Here is a 24,766-nt window from a genome sequence, read left to right as displayed (position 1 = left end):
TGGTGGAAAGCGGTAATAGGCAACGCCGAAATGCATCTTGGACTGGATCTCCAGGGAGGCGTTTATCTAGTAGAAAAAGTAGAAACCGGAAAAGCCGTGAAAGAAAAATTATACAAAGATTATGCCGACATAAAATCTTTCGTCGAAGCAAAAAAGATTGAAAAAACATCCGATTTAACTTTCAAAAATAATTATATAGTATTAAGCGGCAGTATTCTTAAGAATAAATCCGGCTTATCCGCTCTTAAAAGATATATTAAAAATCACCATGTTTCGTTAAATTTATCTAACGATATAATCAGTTTTAAACCGTCGGCGCTTTCTTTGTATAAAAAAGAAGCGGTTAGCGGAGCCGTGGAAGTAATGAGAAACAGGATCGACCAGTTCGGACTCGTCGCTCCTAAAATAGCAAGGCAGGGAAAAAATTTAATAGTCGTGGAACTGCCCGGAGTTAAAAACGTCAAACAGGCTATTAAATTAATAGGAAAAACGGCAAGGCTTACTTTTAAATTAGTCGACGACAAACACAATATAGTAAAAGCATTGAACGGTAAAATACCCAAAGGCGACGAAATCTTATATCATATAAAATATAATAAGTACAGCCACAAAACTACAAAAATACCTTATCTTTTAAAGAAAACGGTACTTATGGACGGTTCAGCTATTTCAAGCGCAAACGTCCAGATGAATCAGTATAACCAGCCAGAAGTGGGAGTTTCTTTAAATTCTGCGGGAACGCAGCTTTTCGCCAAAATTACTACAAAATATACGGGAAAAAGGCTTGCGATTATATTAGACCGTAACGTTATTTCGGCACCGGTAATAGAAGAACCTATACTTGGAGGCAATGCTTCCATTTCGGGGCATTTTACTATAGCGCAGGCGGATAATCTTGCAATAGCTTTACGTTCCGGCGCACTTCCCGCTCCTGTAAAAATAATACAAAATAATACCGTCGGACCTACTCTTGGAGCAGACTCTATTCACGACGGAATACTTGCGGCTATAGTCGGTACCATACTTGTTATTCTGTTTATGGTATTTTATTATAAATTTTCAGGCTTAATTGCCGATTTCGCATTATTGGAAAACGTTCTTTTTCTTATGGCTGCCCTTTCGCTTTTCGGGGCGACGCTTACCCTGCCGGGTATTGCGGGTATTATACTTACCATCGGTATGTCTGTCGATTCAAACGTTCTTATATTCGAAAGAATAAGGGAAGAATTAAGAGAAGGTAAACCGGTCGTAATAGCTATAGAAAACGGATATAACAAAGCTTTTTTTACCATATTGGATTCTCACGTCACCGCTCTTATTACCGCCGCTGTTCTTTTCTATTTCGGTTCCGGTCCTGTAAAAGGTTTTGCGGTAACGCTTTCTTTGGGCATACTCATAAATCTTTTCACTTCATTAGTTGGTACGAAGGTTATATTCGATATAATTTCTAACAAAAAAGAACTTAAGAAATTAAGTATCTAACGATTATAAATAAAAACGGAAAGGAGTAAAAATTGGAATTTATAAAAAATACGCATTACAATTTTATAGGCAAAAGAAAATATTCTTTTGTTCTTTCGTCCATTCTGGTGATATTCGGCATTATTGAGATAATAAGCATGATAGCCGGCACCGCAAGGATAGGAATAGATTTCACCGGCGGTTTATCTATGCAGCTCGCATTTAAACATAAAATATCAATTTCGTCCGTGAGAAAAGTCTTGATTCCCGCAGGTTTTAAAGACGTTAAAATCGTTAAAATCAAAGGAAAGAATGATATTATAATACAGACTAAAGCTATGGCAAAAGATTTGAATGCATATACCGCAAAAATTAAAAAAGTGATAAAAAAATCTTTCAAGGAAAATCCTCCAAAAGTGGTCAGCAGCGAAATGATAGGTCCTTCCGTCGGTAAAAAACTTGCTAAAGACGCCGTTATTGCCGTTGTCATAGCTATTATTGCCATAATATTATATATAACTTGGCGTTTTGAATTCAGATTCGGTTTGGCTGCGGCTATAGGTCTTGCACACGACGTACTTGCTTTACTGGGAGTTATTTTTATCTTTCAGAAAGAGATAACTCTTCTCGTCATAACTGCGGTGCTTACGGTTGCAGGATATTCCCTTACCGACAAAGTGGTCGTATTCGACAGAATTAGGGAAAATCTAAAAATAGAAACCGAAAAGGCAAAACATATAGATTTAAAAGGTCTGGTTAATATAAGTATAAATCAAGTTTTGACCAGAACGGTGGTTACTTCTCTTACCGTGGTATTGGTCGTATTGTCCCTTTTTTTCCTCGGAGGCATAGTTCTTCACGATTTTGCCTTCACTTTGCTTCTTGGGGTTTTAATAGGAACTTATTCGTCGATATTTATAGCAAGCCCTATTATGGTTATTTTAAACGAGAAACATTATAAATAAAAGCGGCCGTATATAAAAATCATTAAATTAAAATATGGAAAAAGAATATGTATATAAATATTTAAAAGAACATTTGCCTTTATACTTGAGCAGTACCGCATCCTCGCTTATATCTAAAAGAATAATTTCCCAGTTAAATTCCGACCCGTTTTATAAAGTAGAAAACCTTGAAAACGTGGATTCCGGCGATATCTTAAAAATCAGTTTATCCTGCTTTATAGATAATTATCTTAACCCTTCTTTGAAATATCTTAACGACCCTTTTCTTATATCCGATATGGATAAAGCCGTTAAGCGCATTATAAAAGCGCTTTTGGAAGACGAATCGATTTGCATATACGGCGATTACGACGTGGACGGAATAACGGCTACTTCTTTTCTGGTTTCTTTTCTAAGGGAATTAAAAAAAATATTAAAAAAAAATGCGGATACCGATAATCGTTCTGTTTTTTATAAACTTCCGGACAGAATTAAAGACGGCTACGGTCTCGGTATAGACCCGATAGACGAAATATATTCCGAGATAAACGATAAGGGCGGCAAACCGCTGTCGCTGATTATAGCGGTCGACCTTGGAATAACGGGCGTTAAAGAGGTTGCGTATGCAAATTCCAAGAATATCGACGTAATAATATGCGACCACCATGAAGTGCCTTTAAACGGAGAAGAAGAAATCCTTCCGCCTGCATTCGCCGTATTAAACCCAAAACGAAAAGGAGATAAGTTTCCTTTTAAATTTTTACCGGGCGTCGGCATAGCCTTTAACCTTGGAATCGCAATAAGAAAAATTTTAGTAAAAGAAGAATTATTAGACAGTTATCCCAACCTCAAAGATTATCTAGATATAGTCTGCCTCGGCATAGTAGCGGATATAGTTCCTATGTATGGCGATAATAGAATTCTTACCCGTTACGGACTGCAGATATTAAATGAAAATCCCAGGTCCGGTATAAAAGAATTGAGACGTATATGCGGTCTGCATTTTGATAACGTAAACGAATCCGACATAGCATGGAAAATCGCGCCGAAAATTAATGCGGCAGGCAGAGTAGGCGACCCTGCCGTAGCAGTAGAACTTTTAACGCAAAACGACCAAAAAACCGCTTTTAATCTTGCACAGGAACTTGAATCTTTTAACAGAAAAAGGCAGCAGCTTGAAGACGCTTGCTTTACGGAAGCTATGAATTTAATAGAAGAAAAATCCAAAGTATCGGAAAAATCGCTTCCCATAATTATGCTAAAAGGCGAATCGTGGCACCCCGGAGTAATAGGTATTGTTTCATCCAAGATTTCCGATTATTTCAAAAAACCGGTTTTACTGCTCACAGGTTACAAAGAAAAAGTATATATAGGTTCCGCCAGGTCATGCGGAGATATAGATATATACGCTTTTTTAAAACAATACGAATCTTTTTTTATAAAATTCGGCGGACATAAAATGGCTTGCGGACTGACTTTGAAAAAAGGCTCCGATATCGAAAATTTTATAGACGCCGTAGTAAATAACGCTTCCGAATATAATAAGACGGCAAACGGCGATCTCAAAGCGGAAAAAACCGCATCGTCTTACTGCTATGACGAAGAAATTAATATAGAACTGCTTTCCGGCAGGGAACTGCCGGAAATAATAAAAATAATTTCCCCCTGCGGACCGTTAAACGAACAGCCTAAATTTTTATTGAGAGATATTAATTTATTAGATATTAACAGACGTGAATTCAAAAATAAAAATTCAAAAAACAAGGGTTATTTAAACTGCTATTTTACGCTTAATATTTCTGGAAATTCTCTCGATAAGGAAAAAGATGCGGCGAAACATAAGGCTATGGTATTCAACAGGCAAAAATCTATAAGGGATATTTTAAACAACTGCATAAACTGTACGGAGAATGCGATAAAGGTGGACGGCATAATATTTGAACTATTTAACGGCTATATAAAAATACTCGATTTTATCTAACAATATACAGGCGTTAGATTTTAGGCGGTTAAACCGTCCCGCTTTTTAAATCTCCATATAAAAGAAGATATAAGAATGCTGATTTCGTACATAGAGTAAAGAGGCACGGCTATAAAAAACATAGTTACTATATCGGCATGAAATGCCGCTATTATAAGACTTATAAGAAGCGCATATTTGCGGTATTTTTTTAAAAAATTAGGCTTCAATATGCCTGCAAGGGAAAACAGAGCGGAAATAAGCGGCAGTTCAAATATTAAACCGAATATAAGACCAAGCCTCAGAGCAAAATTAATATAATGGGTCAGGTTTATTAAGGGCGAAAGATTCGGACTCTGGTAACTTAACGAAAAATTAATAACTGCGGGCCATATATAAAAAACCATAAAAATTACGCCGGAAATAAAAAAAAGCGTACCGAAAAATAAAAAAGGTAAAAGATACATTCTTTCTTTTTTTAAAAGCCCCGGCTTTATAAACTGCCAGAACTCAAACAGAATAAAAGGAAATGCAATCATAAGCCCCAGAATAAGAGAAACCTTAACCTGCATAAAAAACGGCTCAAGCGGTTTTGAATAGTGCAGAATATGTTTTTGAAATTTTTTAGGAGTCTTATTTAATCCGAACGAATAATAAACGAAAGGTATTTTTTTCTTTATAATTTTTTTTGCATATCCGGCAAAATATGTTATATATGTCGGCTTTTCCAAAGGAGTTTCTATAATATTTATAGCCTTATAAGATAAATGCCATGAAAAACCCGTGCAGATTATTATCGCTATAAATACATAAATAATCCTCTTTCTTAGTTCGGAAAAATGTTCGACGAATGACATTCTTCCTGCTTCGTTAAGTTTGGAAGGTTCTTTATTTTTATTGTTTTTATTCGGCATCTATCTTCTATAACTATAACGTTTAGCAAAAAAAGCAAGTTTTAAAATAAGAGAAATAACAGGATAATCAATATTGTGACGGTACCGGAATTGAATTCCGGTACCATATTAAAAAGCGGATTGCAAAACCGCCTATAGGTATAAATCGTAAATTAAACTTTGATTTATATGCTCGGACTCCCAATTACGCTTTTAAATTGAAGCAATGCTTTATTAAAAGGCCGCTTTTTGGGGCTTAAAACGCATACTTAAGATTTCTGGACGTAAAATTTAAATTTTCCGCCTTCTTCCGAAGATTCCAACAGCTTATTTCCTGTCCTGTTGCACCAAGCCGCCATGTCGTTTTTTGAACCGGGATCGGTCGATATTACCTCAAGGACCTGTCCTGAAGACATGGTGTCGATTTCTTTTTTTGTTTTGACGATGGGAAGAGGGCATGATAACCCGCTTGCATCAAGTGTTTTGTTTGACGATACTGCCATAATGTAACCTCCTTAATAAATAATAATATTAAAATTATACATCTCTTGAATAAACAAATGCAACTGTATAATTCTTAGATTCTTTTAGCTTATTACTTAACGATAAAAAAGTCAATAAAGATTTTTATATCAATTTTTTTAAAACTCTGGTATAATTTACATATTATGAATTTCAGTATATTAATATTTATAGCCGTATTTTCCGTTGCAATAGTGGAACTTAGCGAAGTGTCGGCTATAGTTTTTATAGTGGGTGAAGACATAGGGCTTTCCAGCGCGTTAGCCGGCGCCCTGATAGGATTCGTCGGAACGCTGTTTATTCTTTTCTTAGGCGGAGTAACTATAATTAAAACGGTACCTATAACTACAGTCAAATTAATAATAGGCGGGATACTTTTAGCGGTCGGTTTATATTTTTCTTATAAACTGATAAGTTTTGTATTCTATTTAACTCCTTTTTCAAAAAAAATAGGAGAAAAACCGCTTTTTAAAAAAGCTGAAAGCGCTATGGTAAAACATCAAAAATGCTCTTTCAAATCCTTCATCGTTGCGCTAAATGCCGTAATAATAGAAGCATTCGAAGTAGCGGTTGTGGCAGTCCCTTTTGCCGTTACGGACAAACAGTGGCTTTCGGTAATATCGGCTCTTGCCTTAAGTTCAATCATAGTTATACTGCTTTCGGTTTATTATTTAAGAAAATATTTTAAGAAAATACCGTCTCACTGGATGAAAGGATTGGCATCCGTTCTGCTATTGAGTTTTGGAATTTACTGGGGTTTACAGGGATTTAATATAAATATAGAGGATGACTATCTTGCGCTTATTATATCGGCAATCGGAATAATATTACTGATGCTTTCTTTTATATTCGATAAAATAGGTTATGCCTCTAAAAGCAGGAAAAAGATATAATATTTCGGTCTTCTGCTACTTTTTCTTTTTAGGCGGGAAAAACAAAGTTACGACCTGCCCTTCTTTGCCGGGCTTTCCGATATCTTTGCCGTTATAATTCAATATAATACCGCCTGCGTTTCCTATTTTAATCCTTAATCTCTTATCTGCTTTCCAAGTCTTAGACTCTTCGGGATAAAGCATGGACGTTTTTGTATGCCTTTCGTCTATTTTGACCGCTACCCACGTTTTTTTTACTATTTTTCCTTTGAGCAGTATGCCGTATTTCTTAAGTTTTTTTTTAACAGGATTCACGGCGGCCGGAGAATTAAGCGGCATAGAGACTTTATGCGCCTCTGAGGCTCTTAATGTTTTTATGTAACCGTATAATTTTAACGAAACATAAGACAAAATAATAATTAAAATTCCGCCGAATAATATGAATAAAAATTTTCTACGGAAACTCTGTGATCTCTTTATTTCTTCTTTAAATTTTTCTCCGACTATATCTTCGACCGCTTTGCCGGTAAAATTGCTTTTTAATTCCGATTCAAATAAAGAAACGGCCTTTTTTTCATCGGCATTTACGGTTTTTGCAAGAAGTTTTATATATCCTTTTAATAGCTGAGGTGAAGAAAACAAAGAAAAATCGTCGTTTTCTATTGCTTCTATATAAGACGCATTTATTTTGGTTATATTTGAAACTTCCGCTATTCCAAGCCTTGAAGACTTCCTGCTCGTACTTAGATATTCTCCGACAGTTTCATAATAGGAATCTTCATTTTCCATAAATATGCACCCGCTTTATTTTAACAAGATAAGGATTTTCTTAATATATTTTAAAGATTCTACGCCGTATTTATCCGCTTTATCAGCACCATACACCGAATAAAATATATATTTTGCTTTATTATATCTTTTTTGTTTAAAATATATCAAGCCTTCGTAATATTTGGCAGGCATAAAAAACATATTTGCATCTAATGTTTTTTTAAAATAATACAGCCCTGCCGGCAGATTGTTTTCTAAAAGCATACATTTTCCAAGATAATAATAAGTTAAAAAATAATTTTTGTCGAGAAGCATGGACACGGTCAATATTTTTTTCGCTTTTTTAATTTTGTTTTCGGCTATATAAATTTTTGCAAGCTGCGTATAACTTTCGTAAGGTTTGTTATAAAAAGGGTTTTTTAATGCTTTTTTCAGATATATTTTTGCCTGCCTGTAATTTTTCTTTTTTATGTATATTAAACCTAAATTATAATATGCATCCGAAAATTGAGGATTTATTTTTACGGCTTTTTTAAAGTTTTTTACGGCTCTGTTCTCGCGGGCGGTTTTCATATATATTATACCTATGGCGTTATAATTTTTAGCGGAATACGAATAAAACATTTTAGCCCTTATAAATTCCTGCATTGCTTTTATATAATTGCCGTTATGATAAAAACCTACGCCGAGCCTATAATAAAGATTCGATTTAAGTTTGTTTTTTTTGGAAACCGCCGACATGCCGCAACCGGACAGCAAAGGAAAAATTACCGCAGCAATTAATAATAAGACTGCAAACTTTAAAAAGCTTTTTTTACCAATGTATTCCATAATAAATAAGATAAATAATAGAATATTATTAAAGGGTTAATTAAATAAAACTATAAATGCAAGAGGATTTATACGTTAAGCTCCTCAAAATAAGTCATTTCCCTGAATTTTTTAAATCTTTCTTTAATTTCGTCCATCCGTATAGTCAAAAATCTGCTTACGGAAAAACCTTCTACGGCAAACGAAGCCATAATATTTCCGAACACGAGCGCTTTTTTAAGATTTTCAAACGACATATCTCCAGTATTATCCATATAGCCGAGAAAACCGCCCGCAAAAGAATCGCCTGCTCCCGTGGGATCTACGACGTTTTCCAAAGGATACGCCGGAACCATAAAAAATTTATTTTCAAAAAACATCGTGGCGCCGTATGCTCCTCTTTTTAAAATCAATATCTTTGCGCCGTATTTAAAAATAGTTTCGGCGCAGTCGAAAATTGAAGATTTACCCGTTAAAAGCCTTGCCTCGGATTCGTTGATTATAAATATATCGGTTAATTTAAGAACATTTATAAGTTTTTCTTTTTTACCGTCTATCCAAAAATTCATAGTATCTAGAGCCGAAAGTTTAGGAGAACTCATCTGTTTAAGCGCATCAAACTGTATTTCCGGATCTATATTTGCAAGAAATATCATATCGTCTTTAGAATCATGAGGAACAACCGGTTTAAATGAAGAAAATACGCCGAGTTCAGTCATTATAGTTTCGGGGTCGGACATATCGTAGCCGTATCTGCCCTTCCACCTGAAAGTTTTGCCGTCCTCTGTCTTGATATTTTTAATATTTATAGATCTGTCTTTAAAAACGTTTAAATGTTTTTTGTCGAAATCTTTGCCGACCGTTCCTATAATTTTTACGTCGGTTAAAAACGATGCCGCCATAGAAAAATATGTCGCCGAACCCCCTAGAATATCTCCTGTTTTTTCGAAAGGAGTTTCAATTTCGTCTATTGCTATAGAACCTATAACTGTAATTGCCATAAAATTACTCCATTAAATTAATTAATAATATTAATAACGGGCGGCGGCGTACTTAATTTGATTAAGGCAATAATTGCAGTAAAAAACCGCCCCGTTAAATTTGCTTTTGTTACTTTTTTGTAACGGGAGACTGTACGCCGTACCCCTGCTTTGCCGCTAAATATCCGGTGGTCCCGGCAAGTCCGCCTACCACCAAAAGCGCGCATCCGCTTAAAAAATTTATCGCGACTAAAAGTATAAATGCAAGAAGCGCAATTTTTATTTTTTTCATTAAATATCTTCCTCCCGCTCTCAATAAAATTATTATTTATATTGAAATAAATAATTAAAATTAGTAGAATATAATAAATTTTTTCATATATTCTACTATATATAATATTTTAAAATCAAATTAATTTAAAAAAAGGTATTAAATTATTATGCAAAAAACTAAGTATGCCCTTATTTCCGTTTACGATAAGACACAAATAACGGAGCTGGCGACGCATTTGGAAATTGCCGGCTATACGGTAATAGCAACCGGAAATACTTATAAATTTTTAAAATCGGCCGGAATTAATAAATTAAAAAAAATTGAAGAAATAACCGGCTTTCCGGAAATTTTGGACGGAAGGGTTAAAACTCTGCATCCTGCAGTTTTCGGCGGCATACTATCAATAAGAAACAACGAAAATCACAGAGACGATATGATAAAAAACGGAATAACCCCCATAGATTTCGTAATAGTAAATCTTTATCCTTTTAAAGAAATGAAAGACAAAGATATAACTTTCGACGAAAAACTTGAATTTATAGACATAGGCGGCGTTTCCCTGTTAAGAGCGGCGGCAAAAAATTTTAAAGACGTGACGGTCGTAATTAATCCTTCATTTTACGAAGATATAATTACTTTCCTTAAAAATAAAGAAAAAATTCCGCTGGAACTCAGAAAGCTCTACGCATATGAAACATTTAAACTAACTTCGGAATACGATTCGGCTATAGCCGGTTTTTTAAATCAGGATGCAGAATCCCGATTTTCCTCCGTCAATGCAGATTTTTACAAAGAAAATACGGAAGAAATTAATATAAACATAAAAAAAAATTTCAATCTAAGATACGGCGAAAATCCTCATCAAAAAGCGGCTTTTTATTCAAAAGACCGTTCGATGCCTTTTGAAAAACTTTCCGGCAAAGAAATATCTTACAATAATTTGCTAGACATAGATTCGGCGCTCGGAATTATTAAAGATTTTGAAGGAAATAAGAAAAAAGAATTTTTTTCCGCTATCATTAAGCATACCAATCCATGCGGAGCCGCTTTAAGTTCCGTCTCCCAAAAAGACGCCTTTTTAAAAGCAAGACAAACCGACGAAGTTTCTTCTTACGGCGGCATAATAGTATTCAATAAAAAATTAGATAAAGATACCGCTCTCGAAATTAAACCTTTTTTCGTAGAAATAATACTGGCTCCGGATTACGACAAGGAAGCATTAAATATACTTGAAACAAAAAAAAATACTATAATAATACGTTACGACAAGAAAATTACGGAAAGTTTTAAAGGTTATCCGTCTCTGAGAACGGCTTCGGGAGGAATATTAATACAGGAAACGGACGATGCATCCGACGATACGTCTAATTTCAAAACGGTAACCGGCGTTAAAATGCCGGAATCGGTATTAAATGACCTTTTATTTGCCTGGAAAATTGCAAAACACGTTAAATCTAACGCGATAGTGTATGCGAAAAACGGCGCTACCGCCGGCATAGGCGCGGGACAGATGTCCAGAATCGACAGCGCGGTATTTGCTCATGAAAAAATGAAAAACGCATACGGCGAAATAAAAGGTTTCGTCATGGCATCGGACGGCTTTTTCCCGTTTAAAGATTCAGTCGAATATGCCGCAGAAATCGGCGTAAACGGGATAATACAACCGGGAGGCTCTATCAGGGACGAAGAAGTTATAGATGCGGCAAATAAATTTAATATACCAATGATTTTTACCGGCATACGGCATTTTAAGCATTAAATAAATCTGCTCTCTTTTTGAAAATGGAAAATAATAAAATGAAAATATTAATAATCGGTTCCGGCGGCAGGGAAAATGCCATAGCCTATGCCGTTAAAAAATCAAAAATAGAAACAGAAATTTACTGCGCACCCGGAAACGGCGGGACCGAAACCGTTGCGGTTAACGTTCCTATTAAACAGGACGATATAAAAGGGCTTCTTGATTTTGCTTTAAAAAATACAATAGACTTAACCGTAGTAGGTCCAGAAATACCTTTGTCTATGGGTATAGCCGATGAATTTACTTCTGCAGGGCTTAAAATATTCGGACCCGACAAAAAAGCCGCGCTTTTAGAGTCGTCTAAAAAATTTTCTAAAGATTTTCTTAAAAAATATAATATAAAAACGGCAGGATACAAATCTTTCGACGATTTAAGCGAAGCCGAAAATTACGTCAAAAATAAGCCGCATCCTTTAGTTATAAAAGCAAGCGGGCTTGCGGCAGGAAAAGGCGTTTTCATTTCAAAAAATGCCGGGGAATCCGATAAAATACTGAAATCCATATTTGTCGACAAAATATTCGGCAAAAGCGGAGAGACGGTCGTTATAGAAGATTATTTAGACGGGTTTGAACTTTCTTATATGATAGTTACTGACGGAATATCATATAAGCCGTTAATTACCAGCATGGATTACAAAAAAATCGGAGACGGAGATACAGGAGAAAATACCGGCGGCATGGGCGCCGTTACGCCGAACCCGTATGTTTCCGAAGACTTAATTAACAAAATAAACAAAAACGTCATAGAACCTACGCTGGAAGGATTAAAAAAAGAAGGAATAAAATATAAAGGAATACTGTACGCAGGACTAATTATAAAGGGCGAAGATATCTACGTCCTCGAATTTAACGTAAGATTCGGAGATCCTGAGACTCAGGCCATACTCATAAGGCTTGAATCCGATATAATAGAACTGTTTTTAAGCGTAATAAACGAAAATTTAAAAGATTATAACCTTGTTTTCGACGGTAACGAGTCCTTATGTCTCGTTATTGCTTCCGGCGGTTACCCTAAAGATTATAAAACGGGTTACGAAATAATTTTTGATAAAAATTTTAATAATAATGGACTTACCGATAAAAACGGCATAGAATACTATATTTTTCATGCAGGAACAAAAAAAAACGGCGGAAAATACTCAACCGACGGCGGCAGAGTTTTAAACATCTGCGCAAAAGGGAAAGGAAAAGATATAATAAAAGCTGTTTACGATATTGCTGAAAAGATAGATTTTAAAGATAAATATTACAGGAAAGATATAGGTAAAGCTTTAAATTAATTTTTTAAGCAACAACTAAGCGATATAATTTATGCATTTAATTAAATTCAAACCTCAGGTACTACTTAATATTTTAATAAGTATTTTAACCGGCGTTTTTGCGCAGTTATCTATGAAATACGGAATGATAAATATTAAAAACGCTGCCGGAAGTTTAAGCGGTAAAAGCCCGGCTTCGTCATTATCCGCGCAACCGTTAAAATACAAAAAATATGTTTTAATAATAAAAACCGTAAAAATACTGACTGTTATTTTTATGAATAAGTTTGTTATAGCGGGAATAATCCTGTATTTGATATCTATGTTTTTTTGGATAAAAACGCTTTCTAAAATCGACCTTTCGGTCGCATATCCTTTTGTCAGTATCGGCATCTTGTTGACTGTGATACTTGCCGCCATTACGCTTGACGAGCCGGTTCCTTTAATGAGATGGGTCGGGATTTTTATCACTCTTTGCGGCGTTTACGTCATAGTTTCGTCCCATGAAGACGTCGAAAACCATAAAAACGAAGAAAAATAATTAGAAACAAATAGAGATATAAATTTTTAAATAAAGCATATATTATAAAGAATAAAGTATGGTAAAAATTTATGAATTCAACGCATTGACTGATGAAGAATATGTTTTAATCAAAGAGCATCTTCGGAATTCCGGCATAATAATATATCCGACGGAAACATCTTACGCAATAGGCGGAAACGCTTTGAACGACAACGCGGTAAAAAAAATATACGCTTTTAAAGGCAGAGATTTTAAAAAACCGCTTCCGATATTGGTTAAAGATTTAAAAATGCTTGTAGATATTGCGGAATTAAAGAGGCCTGAAGAAGATTTAATATCTAAATTTTGGCCTGGACCTCTCACGATTATCTTTAAATTAAAAAAAAAGATACTTTTAAATAATTACTTATTTACCGGCGGTTTAGACTCTTGCGCCGCAAGAATTTCTCCTCATCCGTTTGCAGAAAAAATTTTTGATATGATTGATTTTCCTCTAATTTCTACGAGCGCAAATTCATCCGGTAAAGAAAGTTTTTCGGATTTTAACGAACTGAATAAAATGTTTTTATCCGGTATACCCGAAAAAGATTGCGCAAATGTTATAGCGATAAATGCCGGAGAGCTTACAGGCGGTTCTTCTACTATAATAAGATTACTTAAAAACGGTAAAAATATAGAAGTCGTCAGAGAAGGAGAAAACAATATCAAAAAAAGGCTTATGTGTTCTATTAAAAATAATTGATTTTTTTTTGATGAAAATAAACAAACCAAATAACAAAATGAAAGAGGTAAAAATATGAAAAACGTAGAAAATTCGGAAAACAAAACGGATATTCTTGGAATAATAGGCGGAAGCGGATTATATCAAATGGAAGGGCTGACTAACGTAAGGGAAGAATCGGTAGATACTCCTTTCGGAAGCCCGTCGGACAAGCTGGTATTCGGTGAAATAAAAGGTAAAAAATTAGTTTTTTTGCCGAGACACGGAAAAGGACATAGAATTTTGCCGTCAGAAATAAATTACGCCGCTAATATATATGCGTTAAAAGTTTCCGGAGTAAAAAAAGTTATTTCGGTCAGCGCCGTAGGCAGCCTTAAAAAAGAGATAAAACCGGGAGATATGGTTATAGTAGATCAATTTTTCGATTTTACCAAAAATAGAAAAAGTACTTTTTTCGGCGGGGGCATAGTAGCGCATGTTTCGATGGCGGAACCCGTCTGCCCTTATCTGCGCAAAATATTAATAGAATCCTGTAAGAATCTTAACGTCGCCTGCCATGAAGGAGGCACATATATATGCATTGAAGGACCTCAATTTTCCACGAAAGCGGAGTCTTATTTTTATAAAAATAACGGTTTTGACGTCATAGGCATGACTAACGCCACTGAAGCCAAGTTCGCCAAAGAAGCCGAATTATGTTACGCGACGATAGCTATGGCTACGGATTACGACTGCTGGCACGAAGAAGAAGAGAACGTTACCGCCGATATGATTATTAAAATTCTCCTCGAAAACGCTGAAAAAGCTAAGAAAATTATTAAAGAATCCGCCTCTAAAATAGACTTTACGAAAAGCGGCTTATGCTCCTGCAATTCGTCGTTGCGCCAAGCCGTAGTAACGGCAAAAAAAGACGTCCCCGACGAAACTTTAAAAAAATTGTCTATATTTAATTTATACGATTAATAATTAAAAACAAAAATAAAAGGGGGATTGACTTTATGGATGTTTTGATATTGACCGGTTCTAAAAACGATTTAGGCGATGTAGAAAACGCCGCGCAGACGCTTAAAAAATTCGGAATTTCTTACGAACTGCATGTATCGTCGGCGCACAGAACTTTAAAAAGAACGGTGGAATTAGTCGAATCTGCCGAAAAAAAGGGCGCAAAGGTCATAATAGCCGCGGCAGGAATGAGCGCACACCTCCCCGGCGTCGTCGCCGCAATGACTATCCTGCCGGTAATAGGCGTTCCGCTTAACGCCTCCGCCCTCAACGGATTAGACAGCCTGATGTCCATAGTCCAAATGCCGGGCGGTATACCCGTAGCGACCACCGCCATAGGCAAAAGCGGCTGCGTCAACGCCGCCCTTTTAGCAGTATCGATTCTTGCCTTATCGGATAACGCCCTGTCGGAAAAATTAAAACAGTACAGAAAAGATATGGCGGACTCGGTAATTAAAGCCGACGAAGAGATTAATAAATAAAACTAACAAAATAGCAGAAACAATGAATTATTTCTAAATTTTAAATTTATATTTGCCTTTAAATAGATTATAATATACAAATATAATATAATTTGTAAATTAAATGTAAAATTATCTAAATATGGCAAAAATTAAAGACCGGCCTAAATCCGACCGTCCAAGAGAAAAGTTCATAAAAAAAGGACCGGAAGCACTTTCTAAAGCCGACCTTTTAGCAATAATACTCGGAAATGGCATAAAAGGAAAAAATGTTCAGGAATTGGCATCGCAAATTATTAAAAAATACGGCAATAAATTCCTCAACGTTACAATAAACGAACTAAAAACAATCAGTGGAATCGGCCAGGCAAAAGCTTTGCAGATTGTTTCGGCAATTTCGTTATTTAAAAGGTTTTATGAAGAAGATGCGCAGAAAGAAATTATTATCCATGATTATAAAGACATTTTATCTCTGACTTACGATTTAAGAGATAAAAAAAAGGAATATTTAGTTTGTTTCTATCTTAACGCAAAAAATATACTGATAAAAAAAGAAATTATAAGCATAGGCACCATCGATAAGAGTTTAATACACCCAAGAGAGGTTTTTAATCCTGCGATTCAATTAAATTCAGCCGGCATAATTATAGCGCATAATCATCCGACCGGAAACCCTTTGCCAAGCATAGAAGACGAAGAAGTAATGGAAAGAATTATTAAAGCCGGCGAATTAGTAGGGATACCGATACTCGATTTTATTATAATAGGAGATAAGGATTACTATAGTTTTCATAAAAAAATAAGAAACAGCGTAAGAAACAAGTTATATGACGGTTATGTTGCTGAAGGAGCCCAGCTGACTTTATTTGATTTATTCGAAAGCGAAAAGACTAATTCTTTAAATAATTTTAGCAGTATAGAAAAAAATGATATCGACGTTAAGAATGAGGCTGCAGGAATTCATTTTACAAATACTCTGACGAAACCCAATAATCTTTCCGGTTATTTCCGATTACATAATAGAAGATATCTTGGAAACAAATACAAATTGCTTGGTTTTATAGAAGATATAGTCTCAGAAAAATGCGGTGCAATAGAATCATTTTGCGATATTTTTGCAGGCACAGGCGTTGTAGGAGAAAGATTCAATAATCATGGGATCAAAATAATTTCTAACGATATACTTTCCAGTAATTATGTATGTCTTAAAACTTTTTTAGAAATTAACACAATTAAAACTGATATTTCTGAAAAAATAGACTATTTAAATAGTTTAAAAGCAAATGAGGATAATTATTTTTCTAATAATTTCGGCAATACTTATTTTTCATTAGAAAACGCAAAAAAAATAGGGGCTATTCGTGAAGAAATAGATAAAATAGCCTTAAATGAAGACGAAAAAAATATACTTATATGCTCTCTAATATATGCGGCTGACAAAGTCGCTAATACGGTTGGGCATTACGACGCATTTCGTAAAAATATGGATATGTTGCAACCTTTGAAACTTTTAACGCCTTATATAAACTATTTGAATAACGAAAATAATGAAGTATATAAAAATAATGCAAATATTTTAATTAGAAAAATCTCCTGCGATGTGCTTTATATTGACCCTCCATACAATTCCCGCCAATATTCGGATGCTTATCATCTTTTGGAAAATTTAGCCGAATGGAAAAAACCAAAAGTTGAAGGCATAGCGAAAAAAATGGACAGGTCGCACATAAAAAGCCTATACTGTCTAAAAAATGCAGGACTTGCTTTTGAAGATCTTATTATTAACGCAGATTGCAAACATATACTGATATCATACAATAATACCAAAGAATCGAAAGACGGACGTTCTAACGCAAGAATAAATGACGATAAAATTATACAAACATTAGAAAATAAAGGCAGTGTAGAAATTTTTGAACGAAAATTCAAAGCGTTTAGTACGGGTAAAAGCTTCGATACAGGAAACATTGAAAGAATTTTTTACTGCAAAGTAAAATAAAAAATCAATAAATTTATGAAAAAACCTTGGTCTATTACTACAACCCTAAGAAACCCTGAAAGATTAAGAGACTTTTTAAAAGTCTTAAACCAGCTTGAAAATCATGAATGGAACATCGAAAATCAAAAAAAATACCAGATTCTTCTTATCAAAGAAAGATTATACGGTTACAGAAGCAATCAATTTTACAAAGGAATATCTCAAAATAACATCGACTTAATAGACAATCCTCAAAAAAATATTTCTTTCGATAAGGCAGAAGAAATATTCGAATCTAAAAAATATAAAGACTCTCCGATGAGAGGCAGGCAATCCATAAACCCGCTAAAAAAATTCGGGTTCGCTATAATAAAAGACGGAAAAATCGTCATCACCGATTTAGGAAAGCTTTTTTTAAATGAACAATTCGACATCGGAGAAATATTTTTTAAAAGTTTTTTAAAATGGCAAATACCTAATCCCGACAGCGATGACTACAGTTATAAAGAAGGATACGATATAAAACCTTTCATAGGAGTTTTACATCTTATCCGCCGTGTTAATGAGAAATATGCGGCGATAGGAAAAAGCGAAAAAGGTATCGGCAGGAGTGAATTCTCTTTATTATGCCCCGCCCTTATTAATTACAAAGATATAGACCTATATGCGGAAAAAATTATTGCTCTTAGAAAAAAACTTGAGGGTAAAAGTAATCAGCAAAAAATAGATATTTTTAATAAATACCGAAGTGAATTTGCAGCTGAATTCCTAGGAACTTCGAGTAATAAAGAAATAAACAAATTATTAAATAATCTTAAAGATTACGGAGACAACGCAATAAGATATTTTCGTCTTACGCGTTATATTTATATCAGAGGCGGAGGCTATTATATCGATTTGGAACCTAGAAGATCCATCGAAATAAACAAATTATTAAATTTGGATAACGCTAAATCTCAAATTTTTGAATCCAAAGAATATTACCATGGCTATATCTCCGATAATTCTAAACCGGAATTGCCATGGGAAAACATAAAAGAACTTTACGAAATATCGAATAAATTGTTAGAAGAAATAATACCGCTTGAAAAAAGATTAAAACTGCCTCGAAAATCATTTCCCGATTTAAAAAAATTGAACAAAGAAAGTATTAAAAAAATTATCGACGATTTAAGAGTTTATCGAAGACAACTTCAAGAAAAAGAAAATTATCTAAAATCACAGGAAATCGAACAAATTAAAAAATATATTGAAGAATTAAAAAACATAAACAAGTCCGATAATAAGTCTATTTTACTTGAAAAACTTATTTCACTCGGACTCAACGCTTTAAATGATGCTATAGAAATAAAACCTAATTATCCGGTAGGAGACGATAACGAGCCGACCTTTACCGCACCCGGAAATATGCCGGATATTGAATGTTTTTACGGACAACACAACGCAATCTGCGAGGTTACGATGTTAACCGGACGCAATCAATGGTATTACGAAGGACAGCCTGTGATGAGGCATCTGCGGGATTTTGAAAATAAACATAATGATAAAAATACTTTTTGTTTATTTATTGCCCCAAAAATACATCGTGATACGATAAACACTTTCTGGATGGCAATAAAATATGAATATGAAGGTAAAAAACAAAAAATTATCCCTCTATCCATAGATAATTTTATAGAACTTTTAAAAATACTAATCGAGATTAAGCAAAACGGAAATTTTTTGAAACACGATGAACTCTTTCGTTTATATAACAATGTCTTGGAAAAATCAGAAACTATGCCTAATTCAGATCAATGGCTGAAATATATTCCGAAAATCCTTACTTCTTGGAAAAAAAGCCTTAATTTAACTTAGACTTTTATGAAACTTAATATAATTTACAACGGCGACTGTATAGAGATTTTAAACAACGCTATAGAAGAAAATTCAATAGACCTTATTTTTGCAGACCCCCCTTATAATCTGTCCGGTAACGCTCTAAAATGGGTTGGCAATAAAACAGGCGGGGACTGGAATATGGTCAATGAAAATTGGGATAAGATTCCCGATATGGAATATTTAAGATTTACAGAAAATTGGATTAAAGGCTGTTACAAGGTTTTAAAGAAGTCCGGCTCGATTTACGTTGCTTCAAGTTATCACAATTTAGCAGAAATTATAATTACTTTAAAGCGACTTAAGTTTAAGATTAACAATATCATTACTTGGTATAAAACCAACGCAATGCCGAATATGACGAAAAGGGTATTTACGCATTCAACCGAATTTGTTGTCTGGGCGGTTAAAGGTTCAGGTTGGACTTTTAATTATGAGACGGCAAAAGAAATAAATCCTGAAAAACAAAAAGACGGAAAGGTAAAACAAATGCGGGATTTATGGGAGATGCCGCTTGTTCAGGGGAAGGAACGCATTAGGAGTATAGATGGAAAGGCTTTGCATCCTACCCAGAAACCCGAAGAAATGCTGAAAAGAATTATTCTTACTTGCTCCAAAGAAGGAGATATAGTTTTAGACCCTTTTTTGGGAAGCGGAACTACCGCATTTATTGCACAAAGATTCGGCCGAAAGTGGATTGGAATAGAAAAAGAAAAAAAATACGTCGAAATTGCCGAAAAGCGGCTATGTATTAAAAAATAAGTTGAAAAGGGGTCATTAAATGAAAAATACGATTGAAAAAAGATTTGCGGAAGCAATAGCGTTATTAGAACTTACTTCTAATAATGAAGAGATTTTAAGTACAGTTGAAAATATATCAAAAACCATTATTTCAGCTTACGATAAGGGCGGAAAGGTTTTTATCGCCGGAAACGGCGGGTCGGCGGCGGATGCCCAGCATATCGCGGCAGAGCTTGTTTCGAGGTTTTACAAAGAAAGAAAGGCTCTTGCTGCGGAAAGCCTTACGGTTAATACGTCAAATCTCACGGCTATAGCAAACGATTACGATTTTTCGGTTGTTTTTTCGCGCCAGCTCGAAGCAAACGCACGCAAAGGCGACGTCTTCTGGGGAATATCGACTTCCGGCAACTCCAAAAATATTCTATCGGCAATTAATACGGCAAAAAATATCGGCATGAAAATAATTGGTTTTACCGGCGGAGACGGCGGAAAAATGGCGGAACCCGGAATGTGCGACCTGCTTATTAAAATTCCGTCTAAAGACACTCCAAGAATTCAGGAAAACCACATTTTAATTGCCCATATTATATGCGAATTAGTAGAAAACAGTCTTTTTTAAAAAATTAAAACAACAAAATTAGGCATGCTGGCTGTCCGCAAAACTTCTTGCATCGAATAGCGACGAATAAAGCTTCATCGCATACATATCGGTCATGCCGCTTATGTAATCGGCGCACATTATTTGGAAAGCGGGATTGCCGTTTTTATCTTTTCCGAAAGAATCGTAAAATCCAAACTCGTAAAGTTCCTGAAAGTCGTCGGGATAAAGTTTAATATTATTAATATCGGAAAAAACTGCATAAAGCTTTTTTATTATGTTTTCGGCTTTATATCTGTTTAGAAGAATTTCCCTGTTTTCCATAACGAGACTGTAGGAAATCTGCTTGAGGGCGTTTATTTCCAAATCAACGCCGTTTTTCCAAATTAACGAATATTTGTAAGAATCGTCGTTATAGTTTAAGGGCATATCGAGTAAAAAATTATCCGATTTAGATTTTAATTTTTTAACTCCTCCTTTTCTTTCTTCTAAATCTATATTTAAAATAAACTTTGAAATATAGTTAGAAAAAAACTCCTTAAGATCGGTCTTGACTTTTATGTGATGCATAGTCCGGTCTTTTGCTTCTTGTTTATCGGCTGTTTCGCTATGTTTAATTCCCTTAATATTTTCGGAGCAATACGTCCCTTTTTCAAATTTTTTGTTTTCCGGAATATTAAAAATATTTCTTAATTTAAAAAAGAAATTATCGACCCGTTCGGTCATGGTATTAATTGTTTCGGTAGAATCTTTCAAAAAGCGGTCGCTTTCTCTAAGATATTTGTTTACTTTGAAATGCCCGCCTATATTTATGAGCTTAGATTCTACCCCGTCTTCTATGTCGTGCGTGGCATAAGCGATATCGTCGGCGGCGTTTAATATCTGACATTCAATGCATCTTGAAAATTCAAAAAATTTATCTTTGGCGGTTTTATTTTTTTTATCGTTAAAAAAACGGGAATATTTACTCAGATAATTTACAAAATCTTTTCCGTGGAGTTTTTCGAGTATAAATATATCGTCGTCGTAAATAAAATGCTTGTTTTTATCGGACAGGGAATATGGCATCTTATATTTTAAAATTCCGTCTATGGTCTTAAGAGAAGGATTAATTCCGTATATTTTATTGTTTTTTGAATCGTAAAACTTTTTTTCGAGAAAATTAAGTATCCTGATATTTTGGGCATTAGCTTCGAATCCTAGTTTCCAGTCCGTAGCTTTCTTTAACTCTTCGTTTATAATATATTCGCCGAGATGCCCGAAAGGCGGGTGTCCAATATCGTGGGCCAGCGAAACGGCTTCTATAAGGTCTAAATCTATACTTAAACCGTATTTTTTATTCAAAATAGACGTTAATGCTCTTGCTATTTGCGATACTTCCAGAGAATGCGTAAGTCTCGTCCTGTAATAATCCAGCGTAAAAACTCCGAAAACCTGGGTTTTATTCCTCATCCTTCTGAACGCGCTGGAATGTATTATCCTGTCCCTGTCGATTTGAAAAGGAGACCTTATCCCTTTTTCCTTTTTTTCCTTATCGGCATATCCGTAATCGAATACTCTTTCTTCTAACATCAAGCGCCGCCCCCGCTAAAAATTAAAAAGGTGTCAGCAACCGTGTTATTGTCAAGTAAAATATTTTACGGAAAAAGGTGTCAGATTTTATTTTACGCATACAAAAAGAAACAATGAAATATAAAAGATGTGCGTAAAATTAATCTGACACCTTTTTCCAAATTAATCCGACACCTTTTTATTAAATATTTTTTTAGTCATTATAGCATATTAGGGAATGTTTTTGTTGTTCTATTGCAGTATTAAAGTTTTAATCTTGCATTTATATTTAATTAAATATATACTATTCACACATTTTTGACAAATAATATCGGAGGAATCGTTTATGAAAAATACGGATAAAGAAAATAAAGACGAACACTCATTTTCAAAAGCAGAAATAGAATCGGCAAAAAAAGTACTAATAAAAATGAAAAAAGATATTTTTAAGGAAATAGATGCCGGCATAAAGGAAGGTTCTTCAAAAGACTCGACGGAATACCGCGGCGATAATTACGACATCGCTTCCAGCGAAAGGGACCGGGAGCTTATGTATATGCTTGGGGACAGAGAAAGGAAAAAAGTCAGGGAAATAGACAATGCGCTTTTGAAAATTAAAGAAGGAACATACGGCATATGCGACGAATGCGGCGAACCTATTTCAAAGAAAAGATTAAAAATAATACCTTATTCCAACTTATGCATAAACTGTCAGTCTAAAGCGGAAGAAGAAGAAAAGAAGCAGTTAAACGAAGATTATATCGACCACCTGAATACGCTTTCTTTAATAAACGACGACGACACATTTAAAGATTCCGACGAGTAGAGGATAAAAAAGACATAGATTCAAGAAGCGATTTAGAATAAGGATGCGACGGATTTTTAAAAAAATCGTCCGTTCCTGCAATCTCCATTATTTTTCCGCCGTACATAACGCATACTCTGTCTGCAAGGTGCCTGACCAATTTTAAATCGTGGGTAATAAATATATAGCTCATACCGGTTTCGTTTTTTAAATCCATCAGCAGATTTAAAATCTGGGCGGAAACGGAAACATCCAAAGCAGACACCGGCTCGTCGAGTATAAGCAGTTCCGGACGAACCGACAGGCATCTTGCTATTCCTACTCTTTGCCTCTGTCCGCCGGAAAGCATATGCGGATAGCTTAAAGCTATTGTTTCAGGTAATCCGACGATTCTAAGCTGTTCTGCGGCAAATTCCATCCTGTCTTTCTTTTTGTTCTTTATAATGCCGTTTCTGACAGCAGGATAAGATATTATTTTATATATCTTCTTTTTAGGATTTAATGACGAATAAGGATCTTGAAAAAGTATCTGTATCTTTTTCCTGAAATCTTTTTTTTTATTTTTATAATCCAGAATTTCGCCTTTAAAATATATCTTGCCGGAAGTTTTTTCGGTCAGCCCTAAAATCAACTTGGAAAGAGTCGATTTTCCGCATCCGGTTTCCCCGACTACTGCAAATATTTCATTTTTATAAACATCGAACGAAACGCCGTCAACCGCTTTTATAACGTTCTTTTTTATATCGAATAGCGTTTTATAATACTTATAATGTTTGGAAATGTCGGAAACCGATAAAATTACGTTGTTTTCCATATTTGATTTCATTTTGCGCCGCCGGCATTAAATTTAATACATCTTATGCCGCGCCCATATTTTACTCCATTTTCGGAATCCATAAAATTTCTAAAAGCTATGTCGTTTAAACATTCGTCGTCTCTTTTAAAACATCTTGAATAAAATCTGCACTTCCCTTTTTTAAAATCGTCTTTGGTCAAATAACCGCTTATATTAAAAAGCTTCTGCTTCGGAACGTAATCCGGAGAAAGAGAAGGAATACTTTTTATTAAAGAAATTGTGTATGGATGGGCGGGGTTATTTATTATATTTTCGGTGTTGCCGGATTCCATTATCTGCCCTGCATAAAATACGTAAGTCCTGTCGGAAATGCTTCTTGCGACGGTAAGGTCGTGCGTTATAAAAATAATACCGACGTTGGATTTTTCTTTTATTTCTTTAATTAATTTTAAAACCTGAAGCGACGTAGTAACGTCTAAAGCAGTCGTAGGCTCGTCGGCTATCAAAAAACACGGATTAAGCACCATAGCCATAGCTATCATAACTCTCTGGCGCATGCCGCCGGAAAGCTCGTATGGATAAGAATTAAATCTTGCAAGCCCGTCTATATTCATATAATTTAAATATTTAACGGCAATGTCTTTTGCCTCTTTTTTTGACATTTTTTTATGGACTAAAATTGCTTCGGTTATCTGCTCCCCTATTTTCATTACGGGATTTAAAGACGTATTGGGATCCTGAAATATCATCGATATAATTTTACCGCGCACATCCGTTAACTCGTCGGGCTTAAGCTTTAAAATATCCTTCTCGCTATCCTGAGATTTACACTTTATTTTAATTTCTCCTGAAACTATTTTTGAAACGCCCTGCGGATTAAGTTTTAAAATAGATAAGCCCAAAAAAGATTTACCGCTGCCGGATTCGCCTACTATAGATACTACTTCGCCTTCATCGACCGATAAAAATATAGAATCGACCACGTTGATGCACTCGTTTTCGTCTTTACCCGCGCATAATTCGACTGTTAAGTTATTTATCTCTAAGCCCATATAAAAAAACCATCGGAAAAAGGTGTCAGATTAATTTTACGCAAAATATTTTACCTTTAATTGTTTCTTTTTTTATATGCGTAAAATAAAATCTGACACCTTTTTCTTGACAC

At 34.9% G+C, this 24,766-nt stretch carries 23 protein-coding genes; 15 read left to right on the top strand and 8 right to left on the bottom strand.

Features of this window, described 5'->3' with window-relative positions:
- The 3 genes from secD to recJ form a co-directional block, all read left to right on the top strand.
- Positions 1-1,482 (top strand): protein translocase subunit SecD (gene secD, locus EVJ48_06925; GenBank protein RZV38552.1); only part of this gene is annotated, 1,482 nt, incomplete at its 5' end.
- A 137-nt stretch (positions 1,483-1,619) separates the two neighbouring features.
- On the top strand, positions 1,620-2,426 hold the full coding sequence (gene secF, locus EVJ48_06920) for a protein translocase subunit SecF (GenBank protein ID RZV38555.1): 807 nt from the start codon (positions 1,620-1,622) through the stop codon (positions 2,424-2,426).
- Between the two features lie 34 nt (positions 2,427-2,460).
- Complete coding sequence (recJ, locus tag EVJ48_06915; GenBank protein RZV38551.1) at positions 2,461-4,386, top strand: single-stranded-DNA-specific exonuclease RecJ; 1,926 nt, start codon at positions 2,461-2,463, stop codon at positions 4,384-4,386.
- Between the two features lie 20 nt (positions 4,387-4,406).
- On the opposite strand, the gene tatC is transcribed toward recJ, so the two are convergent.
- Positions 4,407-5,279 (bottom strand): twin-arginine translocase subunit TatC, encoded by an 873-nt coding sequence (tatC, locus tag EVJ48_06910; protein RZV38550.1) that lies wholly within the window; start codon positions 5,277-5,279, stop codon positions 4,407-4,409.
- Positions 5,280-5,527: 248 nt separating this feature from the next.
- Positions 5,528-5,761 carry a sulfurtransferase TusA family protein gene (locus EVJ48_06905; GenBank protein ID RZV38549.1) on the bottom strand — a complete coding sequence of 78 codons (234 nt, stop codon included), beginning with the start codon at positions 5,759-5,761 and terminating at the stop codon, positions 5,528-5,530.
- 165 nt (positions 5,762-5,926) lie between these two features.
- Here EVJ48_06905 and EVJ48_06900 point away from each other — a divergent pair, with 165 nt between their 5' ends.
- Positions 5,927-6,673 (top strand): hypothetical protein, encoded by a 747-nt coding sequence (locus EVJ48_06900; protein ID RZV38548.1) that lies wholly within the window; start codon positions 5,927-5,929, stop codon positions 6,671-6,673.
- 15 nt (positions 6,674-6,688) lie between these two features.
- On the opposite strand, the gene EVJ48_06895 is transcribed toward EVJ48_06900, so the two are convergent.
- The 3 genes from EVJ48_06895 to EVJ48_06885 all read right to left on the bottom strand — a co-directional run bounded on the left by EVJ48_06895 (position 6,689) and on the right by EVJ48_06885 (position 9,234).
- Positions 6,689-7,441: a helix-turn-helix domain-containing protein gene (locus tag EVJ48_06895; GenBank protein ID RZV38547.1), complete on the bottom strand. Its 753-nt coding sequence runs from the start codon at positions 7,439-7,441 to the stop codon at positions 6,689-6,691.
- Between the two features lie 15 nt (positions 7,442-7,456).
- On the bottom strand, positions 7,457-8,254 hold the full coding sequence (locus tag EVJ48_06890) for a tetratricopeptide repeat protein (GenBank protein RZV38546.1): 798 nt from the start codon (positions 8,252-8,254) through the stop codon (positions 7,457-7,459).
- A 68-nt stretch (positions 8,255-8,322) separates the two neighbouring features.
- On the bottom strand, positions 8,323-9,234 hold the full coding sequence (locus tag EVJ48_06885; protein RZV38545.1) for a sugar kinase: 912 nt from the start codon (positions 9,232-9,234) through the stop codon (positions 8,323-8,325).
- A 419-nt stretch (positions 9,235-9,653) separates the two neighbouring features.
- Between EVJ48_06885 and purH the strand changes: the two genes are divergently transcribed.
- The 10 genes from purH (at position 9,654) to EVJ48_06835 (ending at position 20,470) form a co-directional block, all read left to right on the top strand.
- Positions 9,654-11,246, top strand: a complete 1,593-nt coding sequence (purH, locus tag EVJ48_06880; protein RZV38544.1) for a bifunctional phosphoribosylaminoimidazolecarboxamide formyltransferase/IMP cyclohydrolase — start codon at positions 9,654-9,656, stop codon at positions 11,244-11,246.
- A gap of 38 nt (positions 11,247-11,284) precedes the next feature.
- Positions 11,285-12,568, top strand: coding sequence for a phosphoribosylamine--glycine ligase (purD, locus tag EVJ48_06875; protein ID RZV38543.1), 1,284 nt, complete (start codon positions 11,285-11,287; stop codon positions 12,566-12,568).
- Positions 12,569-12,599: 31 nt separating this feature from the next.
- Positions 12,600-13,088, top strand: coding sequence for a hypothetical protein (locus EVJ48_06870; GenBank protein ID RZV38542.1), 489 nt, complete (start codon positions 12,600-12,602; stop codon positions 13,086-13,088).
- Positions 13,089-13,146: 58 nt separating this feature from the next.
- On the top strand, positions 13,147-13,812 hold the full coding sequence (locus tag EVJ48_06865; GenBank protein RZV38541.1) for a threonylcarbamoyl-AMP synthase: 666 nt from the start codon (positions 13,147-13,149) through the stop codon (positions 13,810-13,812).
- Positions 13,813-13,866: 54 nt separating this feature from the next.
- A complete protein-coding gene (gene mtnP, locus EVJ48_06860; GenBank protein RZV38540.1) occupies positions 13,867-14,754 on the top strand; it encodes an S-methyl-5'-thioadenosine phosphorylase in 888 nt (295 codons plus the stop codon).
- Positions 14,755-14,789: 35 nt separating this feature from the next.
- A complete protein-coding gene (gene purE / locus EVJ48_06855; GenBank protein RZV38539.1) occupies positions 14,790-15,275 on the top strand; it encodes a 5-(carboxyamino)imidazole ribonucleotide mutase in 486 nt (161 codons plus the stop codon).
- Between the two features lie 682 nt (positions 15,276-15,957).
- Complete coding sequence (locus EVJ48_06850; GenBank protein ID RZV38554.1) at positions 15,958-17,253, top strand: DNA methyltransferase; 1,296 nt, start codon at positions 15,958-15,960, stop codon at positions 17,251-17,253.
- Positions 17,254-17,268: 15 nt separating this feature from the next.
- The gene (locus EVJ48_06845; protein RZV38538.1) at positions 17,269-19,089 is read left to right on the top strand and encodes an AlwI family type II restriction endonuclease; all 1,821 of its coding nucleotides are present in this window, start codon (positions 17,269-17,271) and stop codon (positions 19,087-19,089) included.
- Positions 19,090-19,095: 6 nt separating this feature from the next.
- Positions 19,096-19,872 carry a site-specific DNA-methyltransferase gene (locus EVJ48_06840; protein RZV38537.1) on the top strand — a complete coding sequence of 259 codons (777 nt, stop codon included), beginning with the start codon at positions 19,096-19,098 and terminating at the stop codon, positions 19,870-19,872.
- Between the two features lie 19 nt (positions 19,873-19,891).
- Positions 19,892-20,470, top strand: a complete 579-nt coding sequence (locus tag EVJ48_06835) for an SIS domain-containing protein (protein RZV38536.1) — start codon at positions 19,892-19,894, stop codon at positions 20,468-20,470.
- An 18-nt stretch (positions 20,471-20,488) separates the two neighbouring features.
- Here the strand turns inward: EVJ48_06835 and dgt are convergent, their stop codons facing one another.
- Positions 20,489-22,021, bottom strand: coding sequence for a dNTP triphosphohydrolase (gene dgt / locus EVJ48_06830; protein RZV38535.1), 1,533 nt, complete (start codon positions 22,019-22,021; stop codon positions 20,489-20,491).
- Between the two features lie 325 nt (positions 22,022-22,346).
- Here dgt and EVJ48_06825 point away from each other — a divergent pair, with 325 nt between their 5' ends.
- On the top strand, positions 22,347-22,826 hold the full coding sequence (locus EVJ48_06825) for a TraR/DksA family transcriptional regulator (GenBank protein ID RZV38534.1): 480 nt from the start codon (positions 22,347-22,349) through the stop codon (positions 22,824-22,826).
- Here EVJ48_06825 and EVJ48_06820 read toward each other — a convergent pair.
- On the bottom strand, positions 22,807-23,631 hold the full coding sequence (locus tag EVJ48_06820; GenBank protein RZV38533.1) for an ABC transporter ATP-binding protein: 825 nt from the start codon (positions 23,629-23,631) through the stop codon (positions 22,807-22,809). The genes EVJ48_06825 and EVJ48_06820 overlap by 20 nt on opposite strands.
- Positions 23,628-24,653: an ABC transporter ATP-binding protein gene (locus EVJ48_06815; GenBank protein RZV38532.1), complete on the bottom strand. Its 1,026-nt coding sequence runs from the start codon at positions 24,651-24,653 to the stop codon at positions 23,628-23,630. The genes EVJ48_06820 and EVJ48_06815 overlap by 4 nt, the downstream gene beginning before the upstream one ends.
- Between the last annotated feature and the right edge of the window lie 113 nt (positions 24,654-24,766).

Source organism: Candidatus Acidulodesulfobacterium acidiphilum (assembly GCA_008534395.1).
Classification (GTDB): Bacteria; SZUA-79; SZUA-79; order Acidulodesulfobacterales; family Acidulodesulfobacteraceae; genus Acidulodesulfobacterium_A; species Acidulodesulfobacterium_A acidiphilum.
The sequence above is the reverse complement of the archived record's forward strand: the minus strand, read 5'-3'. Positions and strand labels throughout refer to the sequence as shown.

Bases quoted from the DNA above. Each gene is read 5' to 3' on its own strand.
- EVJ48_06905 (RZV38549.1), bottom strand. From the start codon at position 5,761: ATGGCAGTATCGTCAAACAAAACACTTGATGCAAGCGGGTTATCATGC.
- dgt (RZV38535.1), bottom strand. From the start codon at position 22,021: ATGTTAGAAGAAAGAGTATTCGATTACGGATATGCCGATAAGGAAAAA.
- EVJ48_06815 (RZV38532.1), bottom strand. From the start codon at position 24,653: ATGGGCTTAGAGATAAATAACTTAACAGTCGAATTATGCGCGGGTAAA.
- EVJ48_06820 (RZV38533.1), bottom strand. From the start codon at position 23,631: ATGAAATCAAATATGGAAAACAACGTAATTTTATCGGTTTCCGACATT.
- purD (RZV38543.1), top strand. From the start codon at position 11,285: ATGAAAATATTAATAATCGGTTCCGGCGGCAGGGAAAATGCCATAGCC.
- EVJ48_06900 (RZV38548.1), top strand. From the start codon at position 5,927: ATGAATTTCAGTATATTAATATTTATAGCCGTATTTTCCGTTGCAATA.
- EVJ48_06895 (RZV38547.1), bottom strand. From the start codon at position 7,441: ATGGAAAATGAAGATTCCTATTATGAAACTGTCGGAGAATATCTAAGT.
- EVJ48_06890 (RZV38546.1), bottom strand. From the start codon at position 8,254: ATGGAATACATTGGTAAAAAAAGCTTTTTAAAGTTTGCAGTCTTATTA.
- EVJ48_06865 (RZV38541.1), top strand. From the start codon at position 13,147: ATGGTAAAAATTTATGAATTCAACGCATTGACTGATGAAGAATATGTT.
- EVJ48_06870 (RZV38542.1), top strand. From the start codon at position 12,600: ATGCATTTAATTAAATTCAAACCTCAGGTACTACTTAATATTTTAATA.
- EVJ48_06850 (RZV38554.1), top strand. From the start codon at position 15,958: ATGGAAAGAATTATTAAAGCCGGCGAATTAGTAGGGATACCGATACTC.
- mtnP (RZV38540.1), top strand. From the start codon at position 13,867: ATGAAAAACGTAGAAAATTCGGAAAACAAAACGGATATTCTTGGAATA.
- purE (RZV38539.1), top strand. From the start codon at position 14,790: ATGGATGTTTTGATATTGACCGGTTCTAAAAACGATTTAGGCGATGTA.
- EVJ48_06840 (RZV38537.1), top strand. From the start codon at position 19,096: ATGAAACTTAATATAATTTACAACGGCGACTGTATAGAGATTTTAAAC.
- EVJ48_06885 (RZV38545.1), bottom strand. From the start codon at position 9,234: ATGGCAATTACAGTTATAGGTTCTATAGCAATAGACGAAATTGAAACT.
- recJ (RZV38551.1), top strand. From the start codon at position 2,461: ATGGAAAAAGAATATGTATATAAATATTTAAAAGAACATTTGCCTTTA.
- EVJ48_06845 (RZV38538.1), top strand. From the start codon at position 17,269: ATGAAAAAACCTTGGTCTATTACTACAACCCTAAGAAACCCTGAAAGA.
- EVJ48_06835 (RZV38536.1), top strand. From the start codon at position 19,892: ATGAAAAATACGATTGAAAAAAGATTTGCGGAAGCAATAGCGTTATTA.
- tatC (RZV38550.1), bottom strand. From the start codon at position 5,279: ATGCCGAATAAAAACAATAAAAATAAAGAACCTTCCAAACTTAACGAA.
- purH (RZV38544.1), top strand. From the start codon at position 9,654: ATGCAAAAAACTAAGTATGCCCTTATTTCCGTTTACGATAAGACACAA.
- secF (RZV38555.1), top strand. From the start codon at position 1,620: ATGATAGCCGGCACCGCAAGGATAGGAATAGATTTCACCGGCGGTTTA.
- EVJ48_06825 (RZV38534.1), top strand. From the start codon at position 22,347: ATGAAAAATACGGATAAAGAAAATAAAGACGAACACTCATTTTCAAAA.